The organism is Bradyrhizobium sp. ERR14 (assembly GCF_014198235.1).
Classification (GTDB): Bacteria; Pseudomonadota; Alphaproteobacteria; order Rhizobiales; family Xanthobacteraceae; genus Bradyrhizobium.
In genome coordinates this window covers 1-18,246 of sequence record NZ_JACIHD010000010.1, presented here as the reverse complement: position 1 = coordinate 18,246, position 18,246 = coordinate 1, and the positions used below count along the sequence as shown (strand labels likewise).

The following is an 18,246-nucleotide window of genomic DNA, read 5'->3' as shown; positions in this document are numbered from 1 at the left end:
GTTCCGGCGGGGAAGGGGCAGGCGTGGATTCGCCCGAAGTTTAGGTGAAGTGATGGCCTCAGGCCATCCCTTCCGTGCCATGCCAGCATATGGGATGCGAGTGGATGCCGGTCTAGCCGAACAGCCGCATCAGCAGCGCTTTCCCGACCGGGAGCGCCCTGACGCCCTGATAGGCGCGAACATACTCGCCGGCATAGAACGCCCTGATCGCATGCACGCGTGTATCCATGCCTTCCTCGAAACGCACCGCGAATCCATCCGCGGTCTGCCGCACCACGACCGCGGCGATCGGGCGGCCATAAATCCGGCATTCGATCGCGCTGCCCGGGTGCGGCGGATCGGGATCGATCAGGCGGGCGCCGGTGATCGAGATGTCGGCGAGCCGCGCGAGATGCGACTTGCCGTGCTGGCGCAGCAGCACCGTCTCGTTGCGATCAAAACGCTCCGCCTTGCGCTTGCGCGGTTGCTCGATGCAGACGAAGCAGACCACGGTGAGGATGAACGCGTTGTAGAGGCTCCAGGCCAGGGCCAGCCCGCCGTAGGCGATGTTCTCGCCGCGCAGGTGCAGGATGAAGGCATAGGCGATGGCCGCGAGCGTAACGAGAAGCGCGGTGCCATAGAGCCGCAGCAGCGGCCATTCGACAAACCTCCTGTCCCGGTCCCCGCCTTTCGCCGTGACCTTGAACTTGTGTCCTTTCGGCTTCAGCAGACCGGTTGCCACCGCCTTCAGCACTGCGGGCGCGGCGATGAGTTGCGACACGTCCGTCATCATGGCCAGCGAACGGCCGTGCGACAGCCAGGCCATGCTGAGGCTGTGCCAGACATAGAACGGCAGAAAGAACCGCAGCAGCTCGCTCAGGTCGGCACGGACCGCCTTGATACCGAAGAGCAGGAACAGCCAGGGCACCACGAGGCCCGCCACCTTCGACGTGTAGACCGCGGACCAGCTCATGAAAGCATCGACCAGCGAGAGCCGGTCGATGAAGGAAAGCTTCGACTCGCGCGAGAGCGGTCCGCTGCGGCCGCGCACGATTTGCATCAAGCCGAGGCACCAGCGGGCGCGCTGGGTGATGTATTCCTTCAACCCTTCCGGCGCGAGCCCGATCGTCAGCCGCTCGTTGAGATAGATCGTGTTGAGACCGTGCTCCTTCAGGCGAAGCGTGACGAGGTAGTCTTCTGTGACGGAATCGGTTGGAAACCCGCCGATCCGCACCAGTCCGTCGTAGCGAATGAGCGATGAGGTGCCGCAGCAGAATGCGACGCCCCAGGCGTCCTTGGCCGGCAGCAGGATGTCGAAGAAGAAGCGTTGCTCGTCCGGCCAAACGTCGGTTGCAGCAAGGTTGCTCTGGATCGGGTCGGGATTGATGAAGTGCTGCGGCGTCTGAACCACCCCGACCGAAGCATCGTCCATGAGCGAGATGGTCCGCGCCAGGAAGTCGGGCCGCGGCACGAAGTCCGCATCGAGGATGGCGACGAAGTGCGGCGGCTTCGGCATCGCACCGACATGCCGGAGCGCATGATTGATATTGCCGGCCTTGGCGTGATGGTTGTCGGGACGCGTGAGATAATGGCAGCCGAGTTCACCCGAAAGGCGCCGCAGCCAGGGCCGTCGGCCGTCGTCGAGCACCCAGACGCGGTAATTGCCGTACGCCATGCCGGTCGCGCCGATGATCGTGCGCTCGAGGATCGATCGTTCCTCGTTGTAGGTGCAGATGAAGACGTCGATCAGCGGCGCGCCGGGATCGAAGGCGCGGCTGTCGATCCTGGCTGATCTGGAACGATCGATTGTTCGGCTCAGGAACAGCAGAGACAAACTGACCGCGACGAGCGAGGCCGCTTCCAGCAGCATGAAGGGATAGCCGACCGCGGCATCCGCGGTCAGATGCGGCGGCGGGAGAGTCGCTGTGACGCGCCAATGGAGATAGCGGAGCAGGAAAACGAGTGACACGATGGCCAGGAACGAGCGTGCCATCGTGCTGTCGCGCCTGAGCAGCGGCACGATCGCCATGAAGGCGCCGAGCGCAATCAGGCCGGGCGTCAGCGCCGTCGTCACGGCGCGGTCTCTTGCCTTGCAAACACCACGCGGCCGGTGCGTCCCACCGTGCAGGCGTGGGCAGCGCCATCACCGAGCGCAACGGTCACGCGATAGGGCTCCTTGCTCAGCGCGTCGGGATTGATGGCGAGATTGGCGGGCGCGCCGGCGGCGCCGGTCAGGTTGACCACGGTGCCGGAGATCGGCGCACCACCGTCGTTCGGCTCGAAGGTCGCGTGGTCGCCGAGCTGCAAACGGTTGTAGACGTTCTCGGTGACGTTCGCGGTGATGACGGCGCTGCTGCAATCGAGCACCTTGAGCAGCGGTTGGCCGGCTTGCACGTCCTCGCCCGGCGAGGTCATCATCTCCCAGACGCGCCCTGCGACGGGCGTCGTGATGTTGGCTTCGGACAGATCGGCGAAGCGAACCTCTTCGGTGATGATCTCGCTGGCGAGCCAGGCGATCTCGGTGTCGATGCGTGCGAGGTCGGCGTCGAGGTCGCCGGCACGCTGGCGCATCTCTTCCTCGCGCTGCACGGAGCTTGGCCGGTCGTTGTAGCTGTCGCCGAGGAAGGAGCCGTTCCGTGCCGCGGCAAGCTCGACCATGGCCGCGTCCAGCCGCTTGCGCGCACCGAGCTCGATCTGCTGCGACACGGAGAGCTCGCGCGTCAGCCGTGCCAGCTCGACGGTCGAGACGTTGCCGGATTTCGCCAGCGAGGAAGCCCGGTCGACCGCGGCACTGGCTTCCTCCCGCCGCGCTGCCGCGGCCTCGATCGAGGTCTGGATCTCGGCGATCCGGGCCTCGAGCTGGAGCACGCGCCCGTCGCGGAATTGCGTCGCCTGTCGCGCCAGGTCTTTTTGCGCGGCCTGGGCCGAGGCAAGCTTGGCGGCAAGGCTCGGCCGCTCGTTCTCCAGGCGCGATTTCTGCCGCCGGAGATCGTCGAGCCGGGTGCGATCGCCGCGCGGGTTGACCACGCGCAGGACCACGGTCCCGGCGTCGAGCCTGGCCTGGTCGGTCAAGCGCTGCGCGGCTGCCACACGGCCGCCGATCGGCGTGCGCAGGGTGACGAGGCGGGAATTCAATACGGCCTCGACGCTGGAATACTCCCAGACCGCGCGCAGCGGCAGCCAGCCGAAAATGGCGATGAGGGCAAGTCCGATCGCAATCTTCGCGCCGCGCCTCAGATGTGGCCAGCGTCGCTGCGATGCCGGCTCTGTCTTCGCATCGGGCGCGGGGCCGGGTTCGTCATTGGCGAACATCTGCTCGTACAGCGCCTCCTGCAATCCCTTCGCGTCAGTCCTCGCGTCGATCTTGGCGTCGATCTTGGCGTCGTGAGGGGAGGGAGCAGATGCGGGATCGACGGAAGCGGCGCTCGAGCGGTCCATCATGACGGTCACCTTGCTGACGGGGTGCCAACGGAACCGGTCAATGCGCCGCGACCGCGCGGCGTGCCCGGTTACCGCGAATTAAGCCGCGATTGCGCTTTCCAGGTTGCTAAACGTCCGCGGGTGTTTTTGCGCAAATCCCGCTCAAGCTTTAGCGGCGCGGGAAAGGCTGACGCCGCGATGGAATGTGCGGCCCGGCGACGCACGAACCTTGCGGTCGCAGGCAGCCTTCATACCTCCGAGGTGCCGGCCAGAGGTTCGCCCGCGGCCGCCTTGGGAGACGGCCATGAACTATTTTCGTACCGCAATGCTGCTCGCAGGCCTCACCGCCCTGTTCATGGGCGTCGGCTATCTGATCGGCGGCGCCTCCGGCGCCATGATCGCGCTCGTTATTGCCGCCGCGACCAATCTCTTCACCTACTGGAACTCCGACCGCATGGTGCTCTCGATGTACGGCGCCCATGAGGTCGATCGTTCGACCGCACCGGAGCTGGTCGGGCTGGTCGCGGAACTTGCGGGCCGGGCAGGCTTGCCGATGCCGCGCGTGTTCCTGATGGATGAGGTGCAGCCCAACGCGTTCGCGACCGGGCGCAATCCGGAAAACGCCGCCGTCGCCGTCACCACCGGCCTGATGGGCCAGCTCAGCCGCGAGGAGCTCGCCGGCGTGATCGCGCACGAGCTCGCCCATATCAAGAACCACGACACGCTGCTGATGACGATCACTGCGACCATCGCCGGCGCGATCTCCATGCTGGCGCAGTTCGGCATGTTCTTCGGCGGCAACCGCGAGAACAACAATGGTCTCGGCATCGTCGGCTCGATCCTGATGATGATCCTCGCCCCGCTCGGCGCCATGCTGGTGCAGATGGCGATCAGCCGCACTCGCGAATATGCCGCGGACAATCTCGGTGCGCGCATCGCGGGGCAGCCGATGTGGCTGGCCTCCGCGCTGGTGAAGATCGAGGGCGCCGCGCATCAGGTGCCGAACTATGAGGCCGAGCGAAACCCCGCGACCGCGCACATGTTCATCATCAATCCGCTGTCGGGCCATGGCGTGGACAATCTGTTCGCCACCCATCCCTCGACGCAGAACCGCATTGCGGCGCTTCAGCAACTCGCGGCCGAGCTCGGCACGCGGCCGGCGCCGTCGGTCGGCGCCAACGAGAACTATCCGCCGCGCGGCCCATGGGGGCGCTCGTCCTCGCGTGGTCCCTGGGGCTGAGATGGAACCTGCGGCAATTTGCGGTCGGCTTTGTGACCTGGCGCACACAGGATGGTTCGAGCCGGTGCTAAGACCCCGGCGAGACACTTCCTTCGAAAGGGGATGCGTGACCGGCCCGCTGCCGGCCACCGTCGAAGATGACCAGAGCTGCCGTACCATTGCTGATCGTCCTGTGCGTGCTCGTCGGCCTGTCCACGCACATGGTCGTCAATTGCGGCGACGAGGACGATCCCGACATCTGCTCCGCCGTGATCGGCTTCTCGCCGCTGCGCGGATCGCTGATCGCCTTTGCCTATGAGGGGCGCGGACGGATCGCGCTGCGCCACGGCGACTTCAGGCGGGCGGTCGCCGATTTCGACGAGGCCATTCACCTCAATCCCAACCGCGCCTCGCTCTATCGCGACCGCGCGCTCGCGCGCCGTCAGAACGGCGACCTCGAACTCGCCATCGCCGACTATGACGAGGCGATCGCGCATGATCCCAAGCGCGCCGCGCCCTATCACCAGCGCGGTCTCGCGCTCGCCGCCACCGGCGATCTCGACCGCGCGATTCTGAGCTACAACACGGCGGTTCGCCTCGACCCCTCGGATGCGCAGGCCCGCCTCGACCGTGGCCTGGCATTCCTCGCCCGCGGCCAGGCCGACGATGCGCGCGCCGATTTCGAGGCGGCGCTGGCGCTGCCGGCCGGCAAGGACGGTCGCACCCGCGAAGCCGCGCGCGCCAGGCTCGCTGAGCTCGCCAGCGCCGAGCCGACGCAGGTGTCAGTGCCGAGGCGGTGAGGGGGCTCTATCCACCGAATCCTGGAATCGCAGGGTGGGCAAAGGCGCCCTTGCGCCGTGCCCACGATCTCTACAATACGGCAACAGACGCGTGGGCTTGCCCACCCTACGGCGCTGATTGTGCGGAGAGATACTTCTCGTCCGCCTACTTCGCCTTCTTGGCTTTGGCCTTCTTCGCCTTCGCGGCCTTCTTCGCCGGCTTCTCTTCCTTCGCCTTCTTCTCGACCTTCGCCGCCACCGGGGTACTGGCGGCAAGCCGCATTGACCGCGCGTAGCTGTCGGCGACGTTGTCGGCGGACATCTGCAGGCGCTTGGCGGCGGCGGTGGCCTGCTCCATGGTGGCCTTGGCCATCATCTTGAAGCGGTCGCCGGTCTCCTTGCCCTTGGCCTTGGCCGCCAGGCCGTTGAAGCGATCCCGCCGCTCCTTGGCGCGGGTCATCAGGCCCGTCTGCAGCTGTCTGGCCAATTGCCGGATCACGACATCCAGGTCGGCGTCCGCCATGTTGTTCTATCCTCTTCGAAAATGGGTCTCGATGCGGGCGGGACTATGCAGATCGGGCCCCGCCTTGGCAATTCCCGCCTGGGCGTCATCCGCAGCTTCCCGCCTGCAAAACAAAAAAGCCGCGCATTTCGCGCGGCTCTTTGGTTGATCTGGCTGAGGCAGCTCGACGTTCGCCTCACTTCAGCGAGGCGACCGGGCCGTTTGCCGCCGCCGGCTCCGGGTCGAAGCCGAACACGCCGACCAGATATTTGTAATAGTCCGGCATCTTCTCCTTGAGCGTCTCGCGCGACTTCGGATCGTGGAATTCGCTCTTTCCGGCCAGGAAGATGCTGGCGGTCACGGCAAAGAACTCCATGGGGTTCTTCAACGCATAGGACTCCTTGGGCAGCAAGTCCTTGGACTTGGCAAGGGCGAAATAGGCGATCACGCCCTTGTTGGCGTAGCCGTCCGGCAACAGCCGCGCGTGATAGGCGTGCAGGAGCTCGTGCAGCAGCACGGCTTCCTTTTCGTAGCGCATCATGTCCGGCCGCAGCATGATCACGCCGAGGCCCGAATCGACCGCGAGGTCGACGGCGTTCGGATTGGTCCAGCGCTGCTTGTCGTGGTCCCAGACCGTCAGCGTCCGCGGCACGCGGCGTTCGACGTTGGGAGCGACGCGGCCGTAGCAGGCGGTGGCGGCACCTTCGTCGAGGCAGGCGAGCTCGCTGGCGATGATCGGCACGGTGCGGAAGAAGCGCAGCACGCGCGGCGACAGGCCGGCCGCCTCGACCGCGTCGATCTGGCTCTTCAGATTGTCGGTGAGCTTGTCGACATCCTTGCGGTCGGAATTCTCCGACAGGTCGAACATGTAGCCGCGATAGCTCTGGAAGCCCGGCGGCAGCGACTGCGCTGCATCGGCATCGAGCGATCCGGCTTGGGATGGATTGGCGAAGAGCGCGCCGACAATGGTTGCGGTCAGCAGCAACGCAATGCGCATGATGAACCCCCTGATGTCACTTCGCCCGGCAGAATAGGCCACCGTTGTTTGCGAAAGGTGAGTGGGGCAAGACTAAGGCGGCGATGTTGAGGCGTGCTTAACCGTTGGTTGCAGATCGCTGCGGCAGATTAGTGCGGGGTTAACCAAGCGTGGATTGGCGGCGAGCTTCGGCGTAACATCGGCTCCGGGCACAGAGCCCAAAAGTCCAGACAGCCGGAAGGGGAGGATGCCATGTATGCCGCCATCCGTCAGGCCAAGGCGAAAAGCGGGAGCGCGGAAGAGCTGGCGCGCCGCATCAAGGACGGCGCCGTTCCGATCATCAGCGACGTCGACGGTTTCCGTGCCTATTACGTCGTCTATGCCGGCGACGATACCGTGACCGCGATCTCGATCTTCGACAAGTTCGAGCAGGCGGAGGAGGCGAACCGGCGGGCGATCGCCTGGATCGAGAAGGATCTCGGGCCGTTGCTTGCGGGCCATGCGAGCGCGGCTGCGGGGCCGGTGATCGTGCATACGCTGGCGTAGGGCCCTGTTTGCGATAGTGGCGAGCAGCGGCCGCATGTTCGGTCGTCATGCCCGGGCTTGTCCCGGGCATCCACGTCTTTCCTCGCACGCTGTAGCGCGTGGATGGCCGGGTCAAGCCCGGCCATGACGAAGGAGAGAGTGCCCGTCACAACTCCCGCGCATTCGAGAACGCGAAGCTCGATACCCGCCGCGTCGTCTCGTCCAAAATCAGCGTGCGCGTGATCGGCGGTTCGGCGCGCTGGGCGCAGTTTTCGCGCTCGCAGAGGCGGCAGTTGACGCCGATCGGGGTGCCCTCGGTCTTCTCCAGGTCGATGCCGGCGGCGTAGGTCAGGCGCGCGGCGTGACGGATTTCGCAGCCGAGGCCGATGGCGAAGCGCGGTTGCGGTAGCGGGTGCGGCGCGACGGGGCGGCGCACCATCTGCGCGATCGAGAAATAGCGCGTGCCGTCGGACAGCTCGATCACCTGCTTGAGCAGGCGATCGGGCGTGTCGAAGGTCGAGTGCACGTTCCACAGCGGACAGGTGCCGCCGAATTTCGAGAACGGGAAAGTGCCGGACGAGAAGCGCTTGGAGACGTTGCCGGCATTGTCGACGCGCAAGAGGAAGAACGGAATGCCGCGCGCGTTCGGCCGCTGCAGGGTGGTGAGCCGGTGGCAGACCTGCTCGAAGCCGGAATTGAAGCGCTGCGCCAGCACGTGGATGTCGTAATTCAGGGCTTCGGCCGCGGCGAGGAACGCGGGGTAGGGCATCATCACGGCCGCTGCAAAGTAGTTGCCGAGCGTGATGCGGAACAGCCGGCGCGGCGCGTCGTCGAGCGGTCCGGCACGGCCGATGATGCTCTCCAGGGCTTGCGCGCATTCGCCGAGGCCAAGCTGGAAGGCGAGCTGGAAGGCGCGGCCGGGCGGATCGACCAGCTCGGAGATCAGCAACTGGCGACGATGGCGATCGAAACGCCGCAGCGTCTCGCGCATCACGTCGACCGGCATGACGCGGGTCTGGATCGAATGCTTCTCACGCAGCCGCGCCGCGAGCGCTGCATAGAGTCCCTCGGCCGGCACGTTCAGCTCATCGCGAAGGGCCTCCGCGGCCTGCTCGAGCTCCGGAAAATAGTTGCGGTTGGCCTCGATCAGCTCGCGGACACGCTCGACCGGATTGGCCTCAAAGCGCGTGCCGACGTCGCGGTCGGCCATCTGCGCCGCCGCCAGCGTCTCGCCCTGGCGCGCCTCGGTATAGGCGGCGTAGAGCCGTTGCAGCGCATGGGTGACGCCGGGGCAGAGCTCGGCGAGGTCGCGCAGCTCCTGCTTGGGAACGTCGATCTGGCGGAACAGCGGATCGGAGAAGATCTCGTTGAGTTCGGCGAAGAAACGGTCCTCGTCGGCGGTGGCGAGGTCGCGCAAATCGAGGTCATAGGTCTCGGCCAGCCGGAGCAGGATCTGCGCCGTCACCGGGCGCTGGTTGCGCTCGATCAGGTTGACATAGCTCGGCGAGATCCCGAGCCCCTCGGCAATCTGGGTCTGCGAAAGCCCCAGTTGCTGCCGGATCCTGCGGAACCGCGGGCCGACGAAGAGTTTCTTGCCGGAATTGGCGGGCATTTCTCAGGACTCCGTGCACATTAAGGACAGATTAGCTGACCTATAATTTTTACAAGATTTACAAAATAACATCTATTACATGTTCTGATGTTACATGACATCACCAATAAAAAACAAGCCATCTATCCGAAGTTTCTGTTTTCGCGTTTAGCTCCTGACACGCATCTCGCAATGCACTGTCAAGAATGTCGATGGCATCGTCAGCGAAAGGATCAGGCACATGAACTACCAGCCGCGCGGCATCAGCACCCTTCAGGGCCCGGGTTCGTATCAGAACGAGGTCGAGGCGGCCCAGGCGCTCCTCAAGACCCAGCCGACCTGGAACGGGGTGACGGCCGAGGCCGTCGCACGCATGCGCCTGCAGAACCGCTTCAGGACCGGTCTCGACGTCGCCCGCTACACCGCCGCCTTGATGCGGGCCGACATGGCCGCCTATGACAACGACCCCACCAAGTACACCCAGTCGCTCGGCTGCTGGCACGGCTTCATCGCCCAGCAGAAGCTGATCTCGGTCAAGAAGCACTTCGGCGGCAAGACCGATCGCACCTACCTCTATCTCTCGGGTTGGATGATCGCGGCGCTGCGCTCCGAGTTCGGCCCGCTGCCCGACCAGTCGATGCACGAGAAGACTTCGGTGCCGGCGCTGATCGAGGAGCTCTACACCTTCCTGCGCCAGGCCGACTCGCGCGAGCTCAACGACATCTTCCGTCTGCTCGACAAGGCGCGCAAGGAAGGCGACAAGACCCGCGAGAAGGAGCTGATCGAGAAGATCGACAACTTCCAGACCCATGTCGTCCCCGTCATCGCCGACATCGACGCCGGCTTCGGTAACGCCGAGGCGACCTATCTGCTCGCCAAGAAGATGATCGAAGCGGGCGCCTGCGCGCTGCAGATCGAGAACCAGGTCTCGGACGAGAAGCAGTGCGGCCACCAGGACGGCAAGGTCACCGTGCCGCACGAAGTGTTCATCGCGAAGATCCGCGCCTGCCGCCACGCCTTCCTCGAGCTCGGCGTCGAAGACGGCGTCATCGTGACCCGCACCGACTCGCTCGGCGCCGGCCTGACGCAGCAGATCGCCGTCAGCCACAAGCCCGGTGACATCGGCGACCAGTACAACAGCTTCCTGGATTGCGAGGAAATCACCGCGGAGAACGCCCGCAACGGCGACGTCATCATCAACCGCAACGGCAAGATGATGCGTCCGAAGCGGCTGCCCTCGAACCTCTACCAGTTCCGCCCGGGTACCGGCGAAGACCGCTGCGTGCTCGACAGCATCACTTCGCTGCAGAACGGCGCGGACCTGCTCTGGATCGAGACCGAGAAGCCGCATATCGAGCAGATCGCCAAGATGGTCGATCGCATCCGCAAGGTGGTCCCGAACGCGAAGCTCGCCTACAACAACTCGCCGTCCTTCAACTGGACGCTGAACTTCCGTTGGCAGGTCTACGACGCGATGAAGGAAGCCGGCAAGGACGTCAGCAAGTACAACCGTGCCGAGCTGATGAAGCCGGAATACGACGATACGCCGCTGGCGCAGGAAGCCGACGAGCGCATCCGCACCTTCCAGGCGGATTCGGCCAAGCGTGCCGGCATCTTCCATCACCTGATCACGTTGCCGACCTATCACACGGCGGCGCTCTCGACCGACAATCTGGCGAAGGAATATTTCGGCGACCAGGGCATGCTCGGCTACGTCAAGAACGTCCAGCGCGCCGAGATCCGTCAGGGCATCGCCTGCGCCAAGCACCAGAACATGGCCGGCTCCGACATCGGCGACGACCACAAGGAATATTTCGCCGGCGAGGCTGCCCTGAAGGCGGGCGGCGTCCACAACACCATGAACCAGTTCGGCTAACACAGCACGCTATTGGACAGGAGACTGACAATGACCAAAGGCAGCAATTTCTGGGTGATCGGCGGTGAGTTCGGTTCGATGAACTTCCACAAGCTCGTGGAAGGCTCGGCCCAGGTGCAGGGTCCGTTCAAGACCCGCAAGGAGGCCGAGGATGCCTGGCGCACGGTCTCGGAAGAGAACCGCCACAAGGCCGGCGTCCGCTTCTCCATCGTGGAAGAGCCGTCGCGCGTCTCGGCCTAAAGGGCCTGGTGTCGACCTGAATTAAGAAGACGTCCAAGGACGGATGGTCCCATCTAGGCTCTGCCTGGGTGGGATCGTCTGTTTTTGGCACAGGTCAATCGCCTGTGGGTGCCGTAAGTATCTGGAATTATGGACCCTTTGCGGGCCTCAAGGTTGCTGATAGGTTAATGGAGGAAAGTCGAGGACGAGGCCGACAATGTCAGAGCCCGAAACCAGCGGGACCCATCCCGGCCAGCCACGCCCGGTGCGGCTGCGCGATGCGCTGCTGCGCGCGCGGATCGAGGCGGCCGATCGGACCGGCGTCGTCGTCGATCTCAGGGACGCCGAGGTGGCGCGGCTCGAGATCCTCAACGACGCGCTCGATCCCCTGTTCGCGCAGGTGCCCGATAGGATCGATCTGTTTGACCGCGGCATCAGCCAGGGCGATACGCCCAGACTCTGGATCGATGTCGTTGCCCACATCGTGATGGGCCGTGACAAGCGGATGTACCGCTTCGTCCAGGATACCCGCTTTGGCCGCATCGTGCTCGCCGAATCGCACGACACCGCCGTCATCGTCGAGGCCGTCACCGATTATGTCGCGCGCCGCATGGTCGAGCGCGAGCACGCGATGGTGGTCCCGCCCGAACCAAAGCCCGCAGTCGCGCCGCCGCCGCGCCGCTCGCGCCTGTGGCCGTTCGTGTTCGGCTTCGTGCTCGGCGCCGCCGCCTTGTTCGGCCTCGCCCTGTTGGCGGCCCTGCGGAGCTGGTGAGGTATTCTCCGCCGTCATTCCGGGGCGCGCCAAAGGCGCGAGTCCGGAATCCATTCATCCACCAATTCTGCGGCCCGATGGATTCCGGGCTCGCGCATCGCGCGCCCCGCAATGACATCGAACTAGATCAGCCTCACATGCTTGATCTGCCCCATCTGAAATCCCGCCCCGAGGCTCCGCACCGTCTGCTCGCAGCGCCAGCCGGCATTGTCCTTCTCGATTCTGAAAAGGTTGTAGGCCGCGGCCGGGTAGCGCCCGTGCGCGAGCGCGGAGGCGGAGGGCACGCCGAGCGCGGGAATGTTGCCGTTGGGACCCTCGAACCACATCGTCGAATGAATGTGGTCGTGCCCGTGCAGGATCAGCTCGACGCCGTGGCGCTTGAGCAGCGTCAGCAGCGCAGCCGAATCGGTCATCCGCTTCTGCCGCGCATCGGACTTCAGAGGATGATGCACCAGCAGCACGCGAAAGACGTCCTCGGCCGCGAGCCGTTCGAGCATTGCTGCAAGCGAGTCGAGCTGATCGCGGCCGAGCGTGCCCGTCGCCATCAGCGGCAGGGTCGGCACCGCCGTGGACAGGCTGATCAGCGCGAGCGGCCCGCGCCGGCGCACGGATGGAAAGCCGATGCCGCCGTCGTCGCCGGCGAGATAGGGCGCAAACGTCTCGCCGAAGCGATGCGAGGTGGCGCGGACATAGGCGTCGTGATTGCCGGGAATCGTGGTGACGCGGTCGGGCGGGCCGACGCCTTCGAGCCAGGCGCGGGCAGGGGCGAACTCGGCTTCCAGCGCGAGGTTGACGAGATCGCCCGTCACCGCGATGTGGTCGGGCGCCTGCGCCTTCATGTCGGCGACCAGCGCATCGAGCACCTCGCGGCGCTGGTACTTGTGGCGGTTACGCGTCCAGTTGACGTAGCCGAGCACGCGCTTGCCGGCGAGCTCGATCAGCCGCGGTTTCGGCAACGGCGCTAGATGAGGATCGGACAGATGGGCGAGCGTGAAGGGGGCCAGCGTGTTGGGAGTCATGGCGTGCGATTGCCTCGCTATTGCTCCGTTGTAATGGCAAGGTCGCGGGGACTGTGCAAGCGGCGCCGGGACAGCGGCCTCAAGGAAGCCTGATGGGAGATCGTCTGGACCGCATTCGACGAAAATTCGAGCCGCTGCTGCGGCGAGTCTTCCACGCCTATTTCCTCATCGTCCGCGGCATGACGCTCGGCGTCCGCGCCGTGGTGCTGGATGCCGAGAATCGGGTGTTTCTGGTCAGGCACAGCTATGTCAGCGGCTGGTACCTGCCCGGCGGCGGCGTCGATCACGGCGAGAGCATGGAGCAGGCGATGCGGCGCGAGCTCAAGGAGGAGGGCGATATCGACCTCACCGGCGAGGCCGTGCTGCACGGCATCTTCCTCAACAGCCATGTTTCCCGCCGCGACCACGTCGCGGTCTACGTCGTCAGGCAGTTCAGGCAGGACCGCCAGCCCGAGCCCAACCGCGAGATCGTCGAGTGCGGGTTCTTCGCGCTCACGGCGCTGCCCGACGGCACCACCCGAGGGACGCGGCTGCGGATCGCGGAAGTGCTGGACGGCCGGCCAATGATTGCGACGTGGCGCTGAGGTCGGCCTGTGCTGATGCATCAGGAGATGTCGTTGAACGAATGCAAGCCGAGGGTTTCGGAACACCTCCCCTCGACCTCGAAAAGGAGCTGAGCGCGGTCCCTGCCCGATGGACCGCGCTGCGTTCAGGTGCTATCCCGCGAATTGACATGACCGATCTCTCACTGACCATCCTCCCTGAAGCCGCCGGCGATGCCCAGTCGATCGAGCGGCTGCACGAACGTACCTTCGGTCCCGGCCGCTTCGTGCTCAGCGCCTACCGGATCCGCGAGCACGTCGACCATCTGCTCGAATTGTCCTTCACCGCGCGCATCGGCACGCTGCTGGTCGGCTCGGTCAGGCAATTGCCGGTGCTGGTCGGCGATACGCCGGCGCTGTTGCTCGGCCCGCTGACGGTCGAGCCGCCGTTCCGCGGCCGCGGTGTCGGCCGTCTGCTGATGGAGCGCGCGCTAAAGGACGCGAAGGCGAAAGGTCACCGCCTGGTGCTGCTGGTCGGCGACGAGCCCTATTACAGCCGTGTCGGCTTCAAGCCGGTCCCGAAGGGCCGCGTTACCATGCCGGGTCCCGTCGACGCCGCCCGCATCCTGGTGTTCGAGCTCGTCGATGGCGCCTTCGAAGGCGTGTCGGGCCCGGTCGGCCCGGACTGGAGCAAGGCGCGGGCAGGGTAGGCGTCAGGTTCGTAGCCTGTAGCGCGGATGAGCGAAGCGATATCCGGGAAACCTGTCGATGCAGATGCACCGCCCCCGGATGTCGCTTCGCTCATCCGGGCTACGAGGCTCATACGGAGTATCGCCAATGCAGGTGCGTCCAGCTGATTCCACGGAGATCGACCACCTCGCGCAGCTGTGGCACGATGCCTGGCACGGGTCGCATGCGCATCTTGCGCCGCCCGAACTGGTCCGCCTCCGCACGCTGGCGAGCTTTCGCGATCGCCTCGCGGTCATGCTTGTCGATATCTGCGTCGTCGGCCCCTCCGGTGCGCCGCTCGGCTTGTGCGCCCTCAAGAGCGACGAACTGTACCAGCTCTTCGTGTCGCCAACCGCCCACGGGACAGGCGTGGCTGCGGCGCTGATCGCCGATGCGGAAGCACGGCTCGCCGCGCGTGGTGTGGAGCTGGCGTGGCTCGCCTGCGCGGTCGGCAACATGCGGGCCGCCCGGTTCTACGAGAAGAGCGGCTGGCGCAACGCCGGCACCTTCGTGATGATGTCGGAAACCTCGAAGGGGCCTTTCCCTGTGGATCAGTGGCGCTTCGAGAAACGGCTGACGCGTAGTTCGTAGCCCGGATGGAACGCAGCGCAATCCGGGAAACCTCTCGCTACAGATGCACCGCCCCGGATTTCGCTGCGCTCCATCCGGGCTACGATGCTGTCAATGACGCGCGCGGCCGCGCCTGACACTCCGTCGTTGCCGGGGCCCGCGGGCCCCGGCTTGATCACCGTCAGAACTTGAAGTTCGCGAACGCACGCACGCCGATGCCGGGCATCAACACCTCGTCCTTGGTGTAGGATACGGAGTTGCGGATGTTCTCGTTGAGGAGATTGTTGCCGACGATGCCGGCCATCATCTCGCGCGCGCCGAACCAGTTGCGGTCGAGCTTGGTCTTGTAGCTGACCTCGGCCTTCAACAGATTGTAGCCCGCCGTCGGCGTCTCGGCGATCACGGCGATGTTGTTCTGCGCGAAGGCGTGCAAGAGGTTGACGCGCATCAGCCAGTTGTCGTCGCGCCAGAACACGCCGCCGCCCATCCGCACCGGCGGAATGCGCGGCACGTTGGTGCCGTCGCTGAAGGTGGCGCGGACCACGTCGAGCTGGTTCTCGATGCCCCAGATGCCGCCCTGGAACGCGCCGACGTCGAGCTGCGACTGGAATTCACCGCCGCGGAAATTGGCATTGCGCTGCGAATACACCGCCTGGTTCAGCTCGGCGCCCGGCGTGCCGCAGGAGGCAAAGTCGTCATCGCAGGACACGCCGGTGAGGCGGCGATAGATGAAATTGTCGAAATGCGTGTAGTAGACGGTCGCTTCGAAGCGGAACGGCCCCGTCGCCTTGCGCACGCCGAGTTCGACCGATTTGGCGGTCTCGATGGTGAGGTTGGGATTGCCGATGTCGAAGGTCGCAGTCGCGTCATGGCCGCCGCGTGAAAACAGCTCGGCCGCCTTCGGCGCGCGCTCGACATATTGCGCGGTGATGCTGCCGACCATGCCGCCCGGCAGATCCTGCAGCAGGCCGATGCTGCCGCTCTTGGGCGTGAAGGACGGATTGCGCGCGATCGCCGCCTGCGGCGTGCCGTCGGGCAAATAGTCGGCCGGGAAGTCCGGCGTCGTGCCGTGCAGCTCGACATGCTCGATGCGGCCGGCGATCTGCGCCCGCGTCGCCTCCGTGAACTTGAACTCGTTGAAGGCGTAACCGGCAACGCGCGTGCTGTTGTTGGGGTCCCACAGCCCGTTGAACAGCGTGCCGGGATTGTCCGGGCTCGGCGCGCTCAATTCCTGATGCCCGACCTGGAAGCCCAGCGCCGTCGTCACTTCGGCGAAGCGCGCGTTGAACGGCATCAGCTGCACCTCGGTGCGGATTTCCTGCTCCTTGTTGGTGAAGGTCTGCCTGATGCCGTCGCTGTTGAGGTCGGCGGGATCGGCAAGGCCGATCTCGTTGTGGCGGTAATCGGTCGCGCCGGCCCAGAAGCGGACGGCGTCGATCGCGGCGGCGTCGGGATGATACTCGCCCTTGACGTTGATCTTGGTCTGGTGGCCGTCGATCCGCGTGCGGTGGTCGGCGCCGTCGATGCCGGGGATGTGGTAGAGCGAGTCGTTCTGCGTGATCGATGCGCCGATATAGCCGCCCTGGAAGAAATAGGACCCGCCGATCGAGGCGCCGTCCGAGCGCGTCGCCGAGTTCGGCTGGCGGCCGTTCACGGGGCGCGACTGATCGTTCAGATAGGGGTAGCTCGGGATGGAATAGTCCGAGGTCGTGCGGCCATAGGCGTCGGCGTGGAACGCGAAATTGCCGCCGCCGGTGTCGAGCAGCACGCCGCTTTCGACGCCGCGATCGACCGAAGAGAACGCGGTGCGGGTCTCGGCTGTGACGCAAGGCGAGGTCGCGGCGGTCGCGAGCGGCGCCTTGGTCGGCAGGCCGTAAGCCTGGAATGACGGCGCGCAGTTCGGCACCGCATCCGGAATCCGGTTGTTGGTGGCACTGACGACGCCGCCGATCGAGGTCGAGCCGTAGCGCAGCGCGGCGGGCCCGCGCACCACTTCGATCTGGTTGGTCGCAAGCGGATCGATCGGGACGAAATGATCCTCGCCGAGATCGGACGCGCCGCTCGAATTGGTGCCGTTCTCGACGATGCCGACGCGGTTGACGTCGAGACCCCGGATGATCGGCCGGCTGGATGCGCCGGGCGCGAAGCTCGAGCCGGTGATGCCCGGCTTGGAGAACAGGAGATCGCCGAGCTGGCCGCCGCCCTCGCGGCGGATCTCCTCGTTCGGCACCACCGTGACCGTCGCGAACTGGTTGGTCACAATAGGCAGCACACCCTGCTGAGGCGCGGCGGGCACGGCGGCCGCCGGCTCTGCTTCCGCCGCTTGTTGGCGGCTGCGCACTCGCGCAGTCCGCGTGCCGCGGCCCGGATTGCGCGACGGCACCACCGCTCTGCGCACGATGGGGCTCGGCGCCGTCACGGTGACGGCGGGGATCTCGGTCGACGATTTGTCTTGCGCAGGCGTTTGGGCGAAAGCAGGCGTGGCGGCAGCGCCGAGCAGGAGCAGGCTTGCTCCGCCAAGACGCTGCGCGCGTCGCAATTTGAATGACATGGTCCTGATTCCATTCAGGCGCCGTCCGCGTGATGATCTTTTGATCGGGAGGCGGCCTGCCGTCGCGGCGCGACGGAATTCGACTTCAACTTCTCCCGGGTATTTGCCGATGCGCGGCGAGCCCGGGCGTGATCAAGCGATGTTGAGAGTCAGGACGCGGGAGGGGCGCGCGGCTGGAACGCCGTGCCGGCCGATTTCAGATGGAGAAATTCGGCATCAGTGGTGCGGTGGAGCAGCTCGATCGCCTGCGGCAGCAGCAGCACGGGCGGCGTTGCCGATATGACGGTGCCCGCCATCGCGACGACGGCGCAGATCGCGCAATTGTCCTCGCCCTGATGCTCGCGGTCGGGAGCGGCGGGCGATTGCTTCTGGACCGCGGCGCGGTCGATCGCGGCACCTTTGGCGCTGTCGGTCTGCTGGAGCGAGGCCTGGGCAAGCGGCGCGGCCTGCGCGAACCAGTGGCTGTGCCCGAACGTCAGCGCGAACTGCACCAGTATCGCGAACAACGCGAGCCGGGCGCCGTGCCTGATATTCGACCGGAACCACTTCATCTGGAAAAGCCACCCCACGTCGCGGCACATCAATTCCCTGACGTCGCGACGTTACAATGTAACATCGCGCGACAGGTCGGCGGATGTCAACGGCGCCTCAGGCCTGTCTGTGCAGGCAGCCGGCCCGATGTGTCGTTCGGGCAACTAGACACGATGGATTCAAGTCCAGTTCAGCGGACAGCGTTGCTCTCTCCGTTCCCTCCCCCCTTGTGGGGGAGGGGCAGGGAGGGGGGTGCCACACGGGGACTCTTACCGTCGCGCACAGGCCCGATGCATCGTCAACAACCGGCCCCTTTTCCTGGGCTACCCACCTCCCTAGCCCTCCCCCACAAGGGCAGGGCTATCGCATATGGCTGAGGGTGGCCAAGAGGAATGCGTTGTCCCAGCCAGCGCGCTTGATTTTACGCCGGAGGGAAGCGCGATCCG

At 65.6% G+C, this 18,246-nt stretch carries 17 protein-coding genes; 9 read left to right on the top strand and 8 right to left on the bottom strand.

The genetic code is table 11. The features are described from left to right. Positions 1-112 precede the first annotated feature (112 nt). On the bottom strand, positions 113-2,053 hold the full coding sequence (locus tag GGD62_RS25410; protein WP_183710811.1) for a glycosyltransferase: 1,941 nt from the start codon (positions 2,051-2,053) through the stop codon (positions 113-115). Beyond that, positions 2,050-3,420: an HlyD family secretion protein gene (locus tag GGD62_RS25405; RefSeq protein ID WP_183710809.1), complete on the bottom strand. Its 1,371-nt coding sequence runs from the start codon at positions 3,418-3,420 to the stop codon at positions 2,050-2,052. The genes GGD62_RS25410 and GGD62_RS25405 overlap by 4 nt, the downstream gene beginning before the upstream one ends. Before the next feature lie 283 nt (positions 3,421-3,703). Here GGD62_RS25405 and htpX point away from each other — a divergent pair, with 283 nt between their 5' ends. Both htpX and GGD62_RS25395 read left to right on the top strand, forming a co-directional pair. Beyond that, positions 3,704-4,639: a zinc metalloprotease HtpX gene (htpX, locus tag GGD62_RS25400; protein ID WP_183710807.1), complete on the top strand. Its 936-nt coding sequence runs from the start codon at positions 3,704-3,706 to the stop codon at positions 4,637-4,639. A gap of 137 nt (positions 4,640-4,776) precedes the next feature. Next, on the top strand, positions 4,777-5,418 hold the full coding sequence (locus GGD62_RS25395) for a tetratricopeptide repeat protein (protein WP_028141730.1): 642 nt from the start codon (positions 4,777-4,779) through the stop codon (positions 5,416-5,418). A 145-nt stretch (positions 5,419-5,563) separates the two neighbouring features. On the opposite strand, the gene GGD62_RS25390 is transcribed toward GGD62_RS25395, so the two are convergent. Together GGD62_RS25390 and GGD62_RS25385 are read right to left on the bottom strand one after the other, a co-directional pair. Beyond that, complete coding sequence (locus GGD62_RS25390; RefSeq protein ID WP_183710805.1) at positions 5,564-5,920, bottom strand: hypothetical protein; 357 nt, start codon at positions 5,918-5,920, stop codon at positions 5,564-5,566. 175 nt (positions 5,921-6,095) lie between these two features. Next, positions 6,096-6,896 (bottom strand): hypothetical protein, encoded by an 801-nt coding sequence (locus GGD62_RS25385; RefSeq protein WP_026202904.1) that lies wholly within the window; start codon positions 6,894-6,896, stop codon positions 6,096-6,098. 231 nt (positions 6,897-7,127) lie between these two features. Here GGD62_RS25385 and GGD62_RS25380 point away from each other — a divergent pair, with 231 nt between their 5' ends. Beyond that, on the top strand, positions 7,128-7,421 hold the full coding sequence (locus GGD62_RS25380; protein WP_014497428.1) for an antibiotic biosynthesis monooxygenase: 294 nt from the start codon (positions 7,128-7,130) through the stop codon (positions 7,419-7,421). 145 nt (positions 7,422-7,566) lie between these two features. On the opposite strand, the gene GGD62_RS25375 is transcribed toward GGD62_RS25380, so the two are convergent. Then, positions 7,567-9,012: a short-chain fatty acyl-CoA regulator family protein gene (locus GGD62_RS25375; protein ID WP_018323280.1), complete on the bottom strand. Its 1,446-nt coding sequence runs from the start codon at positions 9,010-9,012 to the stop codon at positions 7,567-7,569. A 220-nt stretch (positions 9,013-9,232) separates the two neighbouring features. On the opposite strand from GGD62_RS25375, the gene GGD62_RS25370 reads away from it, so the two are divergent. The 3 genes from GGD62_RS25370 to GGD62_RS25360 all read left to right on the top strand — a co-directional run bounded on the left by GGD62_RS25370 (position 9,233) and on the right by GGD62_RS25360 (position 11,858). Then, complete coding sequence (locus GGD62_RS25370) at positions 9,233-10,867, top strand: isocitrate lyase (protein WP_026202905.1); 1,635 nt, start codon at positions 9,233-9,235, stop codon at positions 10,865-10,867. A gap of 30 nt (positions 10,868-10,897) precedes the next feature. Continuing rightward, positions 10,898-11,107, top strand: a complete 210-nt coding sequence (locus GGD62_RS25365) for a hypothetical protein (protein WP_018323282.1) — start codon at positions 10,898-10,900, stop codon at positions 11,105-11,107. Positions 11,108-11,303: 196 nt separating this feature from the next. Next, a complete protein-coding gene (locus GGD62_RS25360; RefSeq protein WP_018323283.1) occupies positions 11,304-11,858 on the top strand; it encodes a hypothetical protein in 555 nt (184 codons plus the stop codon). A 122-nt stretch (positions 11,859-11,980) separates the two neighbouring features. Here GGD62_RS25360 and GGD62_RS25355 read toward each other — a convergent pair whose 3' ends face one another. After that, entirely contained in the window at positions 11,981-12,862 is an 882-nt protein-coding gene (locus GGD62_RS25355; RefSeq protein WP_092261623.1) for a metallophosphoesterase, read from the bottom strand. 107 nt (positions 12,863-12,969) lie between these two features. Here GGD62_RS25355 and GGD62_RS25350 point away from each other — a divergent pair, with 107 nt between their 5' ends. The 3 genes from GGD62_RS25350 (at position 12,970) to GGD62_RS25340 (ending at position 14,739) form a co-directional block, all read left to right on the top strand. Further along, entirely contained in the window at positions 12,970-13,461 is a 492-nt protein-coding gene (locus GGD62_RS25350) for an NUDIX domain-containing protein (RefSeq protein ID WP_092261555.1), read from the top strand. A gap of 149 nt (positions 13,462-13,610) precedes the next feature. Further along, positions 13,611-14,129 carry a GNAT family N-acetyltransferase gene (locus tag GGD62_RS25345; protein ID WP_183710803.1) on the top strand — a complete coding sequence of 173 codons (519 nt, stop codon included), beginning with the start codon at positions 13,611-13,613 and terminating at the stop codon, positions 14,127-14,129. A 127-nt stretch (positions 14,130-14,256) separates the two neighbouring features. After that, positions 14,257-14,739, top strand: coding sequence for a GNAT family N-acetyltransferase (locus GGD62_RS25340; RefSeq protein ID WP_179735116.1), 483 nt, complete (start codon positions 14,257-14,259; stop codon positions 14,737-14,739). 160 nt (positions 14,740-14,899) lie between these two features. On the opposite strand, the gene GGD62_RS25335 is transcribed toward GGD62_RS25340, so the two are convergent. Beyond that, positions 14,900-17,269: a TonB-dependent receptor gene (locus tag GGD62_RS25335; protein ID WP_092261553.1), complete on the bottom strand. Its 2,370-nt coding sequence runs from the start codon at positions 17,267-17,269 to the stop codon at positions 14,900-14,902. Positions 17,270-17,418: 149 nt separating this feature from the next. Then, a complete protein-coding gene (locus GGD62_RS25330) occupies positions 17,419-17,820 on the bottom strand; it encodes a DUF2946 family protein (protein WP_183710801.1) in 402 nt (133 codons plus the stop codon). Between the last annotated feature and the right edge of the window lie 426 nt (positions 17,821-18,246).

Bases quoted from the DNA above. Each gene is read 5' to 3' on its own strand.
- GGD62_RS25405 (WP_183710809.1), bottom strand. From the start codon at position 3,420: ATGATGGACCGCTCGAGCGCCGCTTCCGTCGATCCCGCATCTGCTCCC.
- htpX (WP_183710807.1), top strand. From the start codon at position 3,704: ATGAACTATTTTCGTACCGCAATGCTGCTCGCAGGCCTCACCGCCCTG.
- GGD62_RS25395 (WP_028141730.1), top strand. From the start codon at position 4,777: ATGACCAGAGCTGCCGTACCATTGCTGATCGTCCTGTGCGTGCTCGTC.
- GGD62_RS25390 (WP_183710805.1), bottom strand. From the start codon at position 5,920: ATGGCGGACGCCGACCTGGATGTCGTGATCCGGCAATTGGCCAGACAG.
- GGD62_RS25385 (WP_026202904.1), bottom strand. From the start codon at position 6,896: ATGCGCATTGCGTTGCTGCTGACCGCAACCATTGTCGGCGCGCTCTTC.
- GGD62_RS25380 (WP_014497428.1), top strand. From the start codon at position 7,128: ATGTATGCCGCCATCCGTCAGGCCAAGGCGAAAAGCGGGAGCGCGGAA.
- GGD62_RS25375 (WP_018323280.1), bottom strand. From the start codon at position 9,012: ATGCCCGCCAATTCCGGCAAGAAACTCTTCGTCGGCCCGCGGTTCCGC.
- GGD62_RS25370 (WP_026202905.1), top strand. From the start codon at position 9,233: ATGAACTACCAGCCGCGCGGCATCAGCACCCTTCAGGGCCCGGGTTCG.
- GGD62_RS25365 (WP_018323282.1), top strand. From the start codon at position 10,898: ATGACCAAAGGCAGCAATTTCTGGGTGATCGGCGGTGAGTTCGGTTCG.
- GGD62_RS25360 (WP_018323283.1), top strand. From the start codon at position 11,304: ATGTCAGAGCCCGAAACCAGCGGGACCCATCCCGGCCAGCCACGCCCG.
- GGD62_RS25350 (WP_092261555.1), top strand. From the start codon at position 12,970: ATGGGAGATCGTCTGGACCGCATTCGACGAAAATTCGAGCCGCTGCTG.
- GGD62_RS25345 (WP_183710803.1), top strand. From the start codon at position 13,611: ATGACCGATCTCTCACTGACCATCCTCCCTGAAGCCGCCGGCGATGCC.
- GGD62_RS25340 (WP_179735116.1), top strand. From the start codon at position 14,257: ATGCAGGTGCGTCCAGCTGATTCCACGGAGATCGACCACCTCGCGCAG.
- GGD62_RS25335 (WP_092261553.1), bottom strand. From the start codon at position 17,269: ATGTCATTCAAATTGCGACGCGCGCAGCGTCTTGGCGGAGCAAGCCTG.
- GGD62_RS25330 (WP_183710801.1), bottom strand. From the start codon at position 17,820: ATGAAGTGGTTCCGGTCGAATATCAGGCACGGCGCCCGGCTCGCGTTG.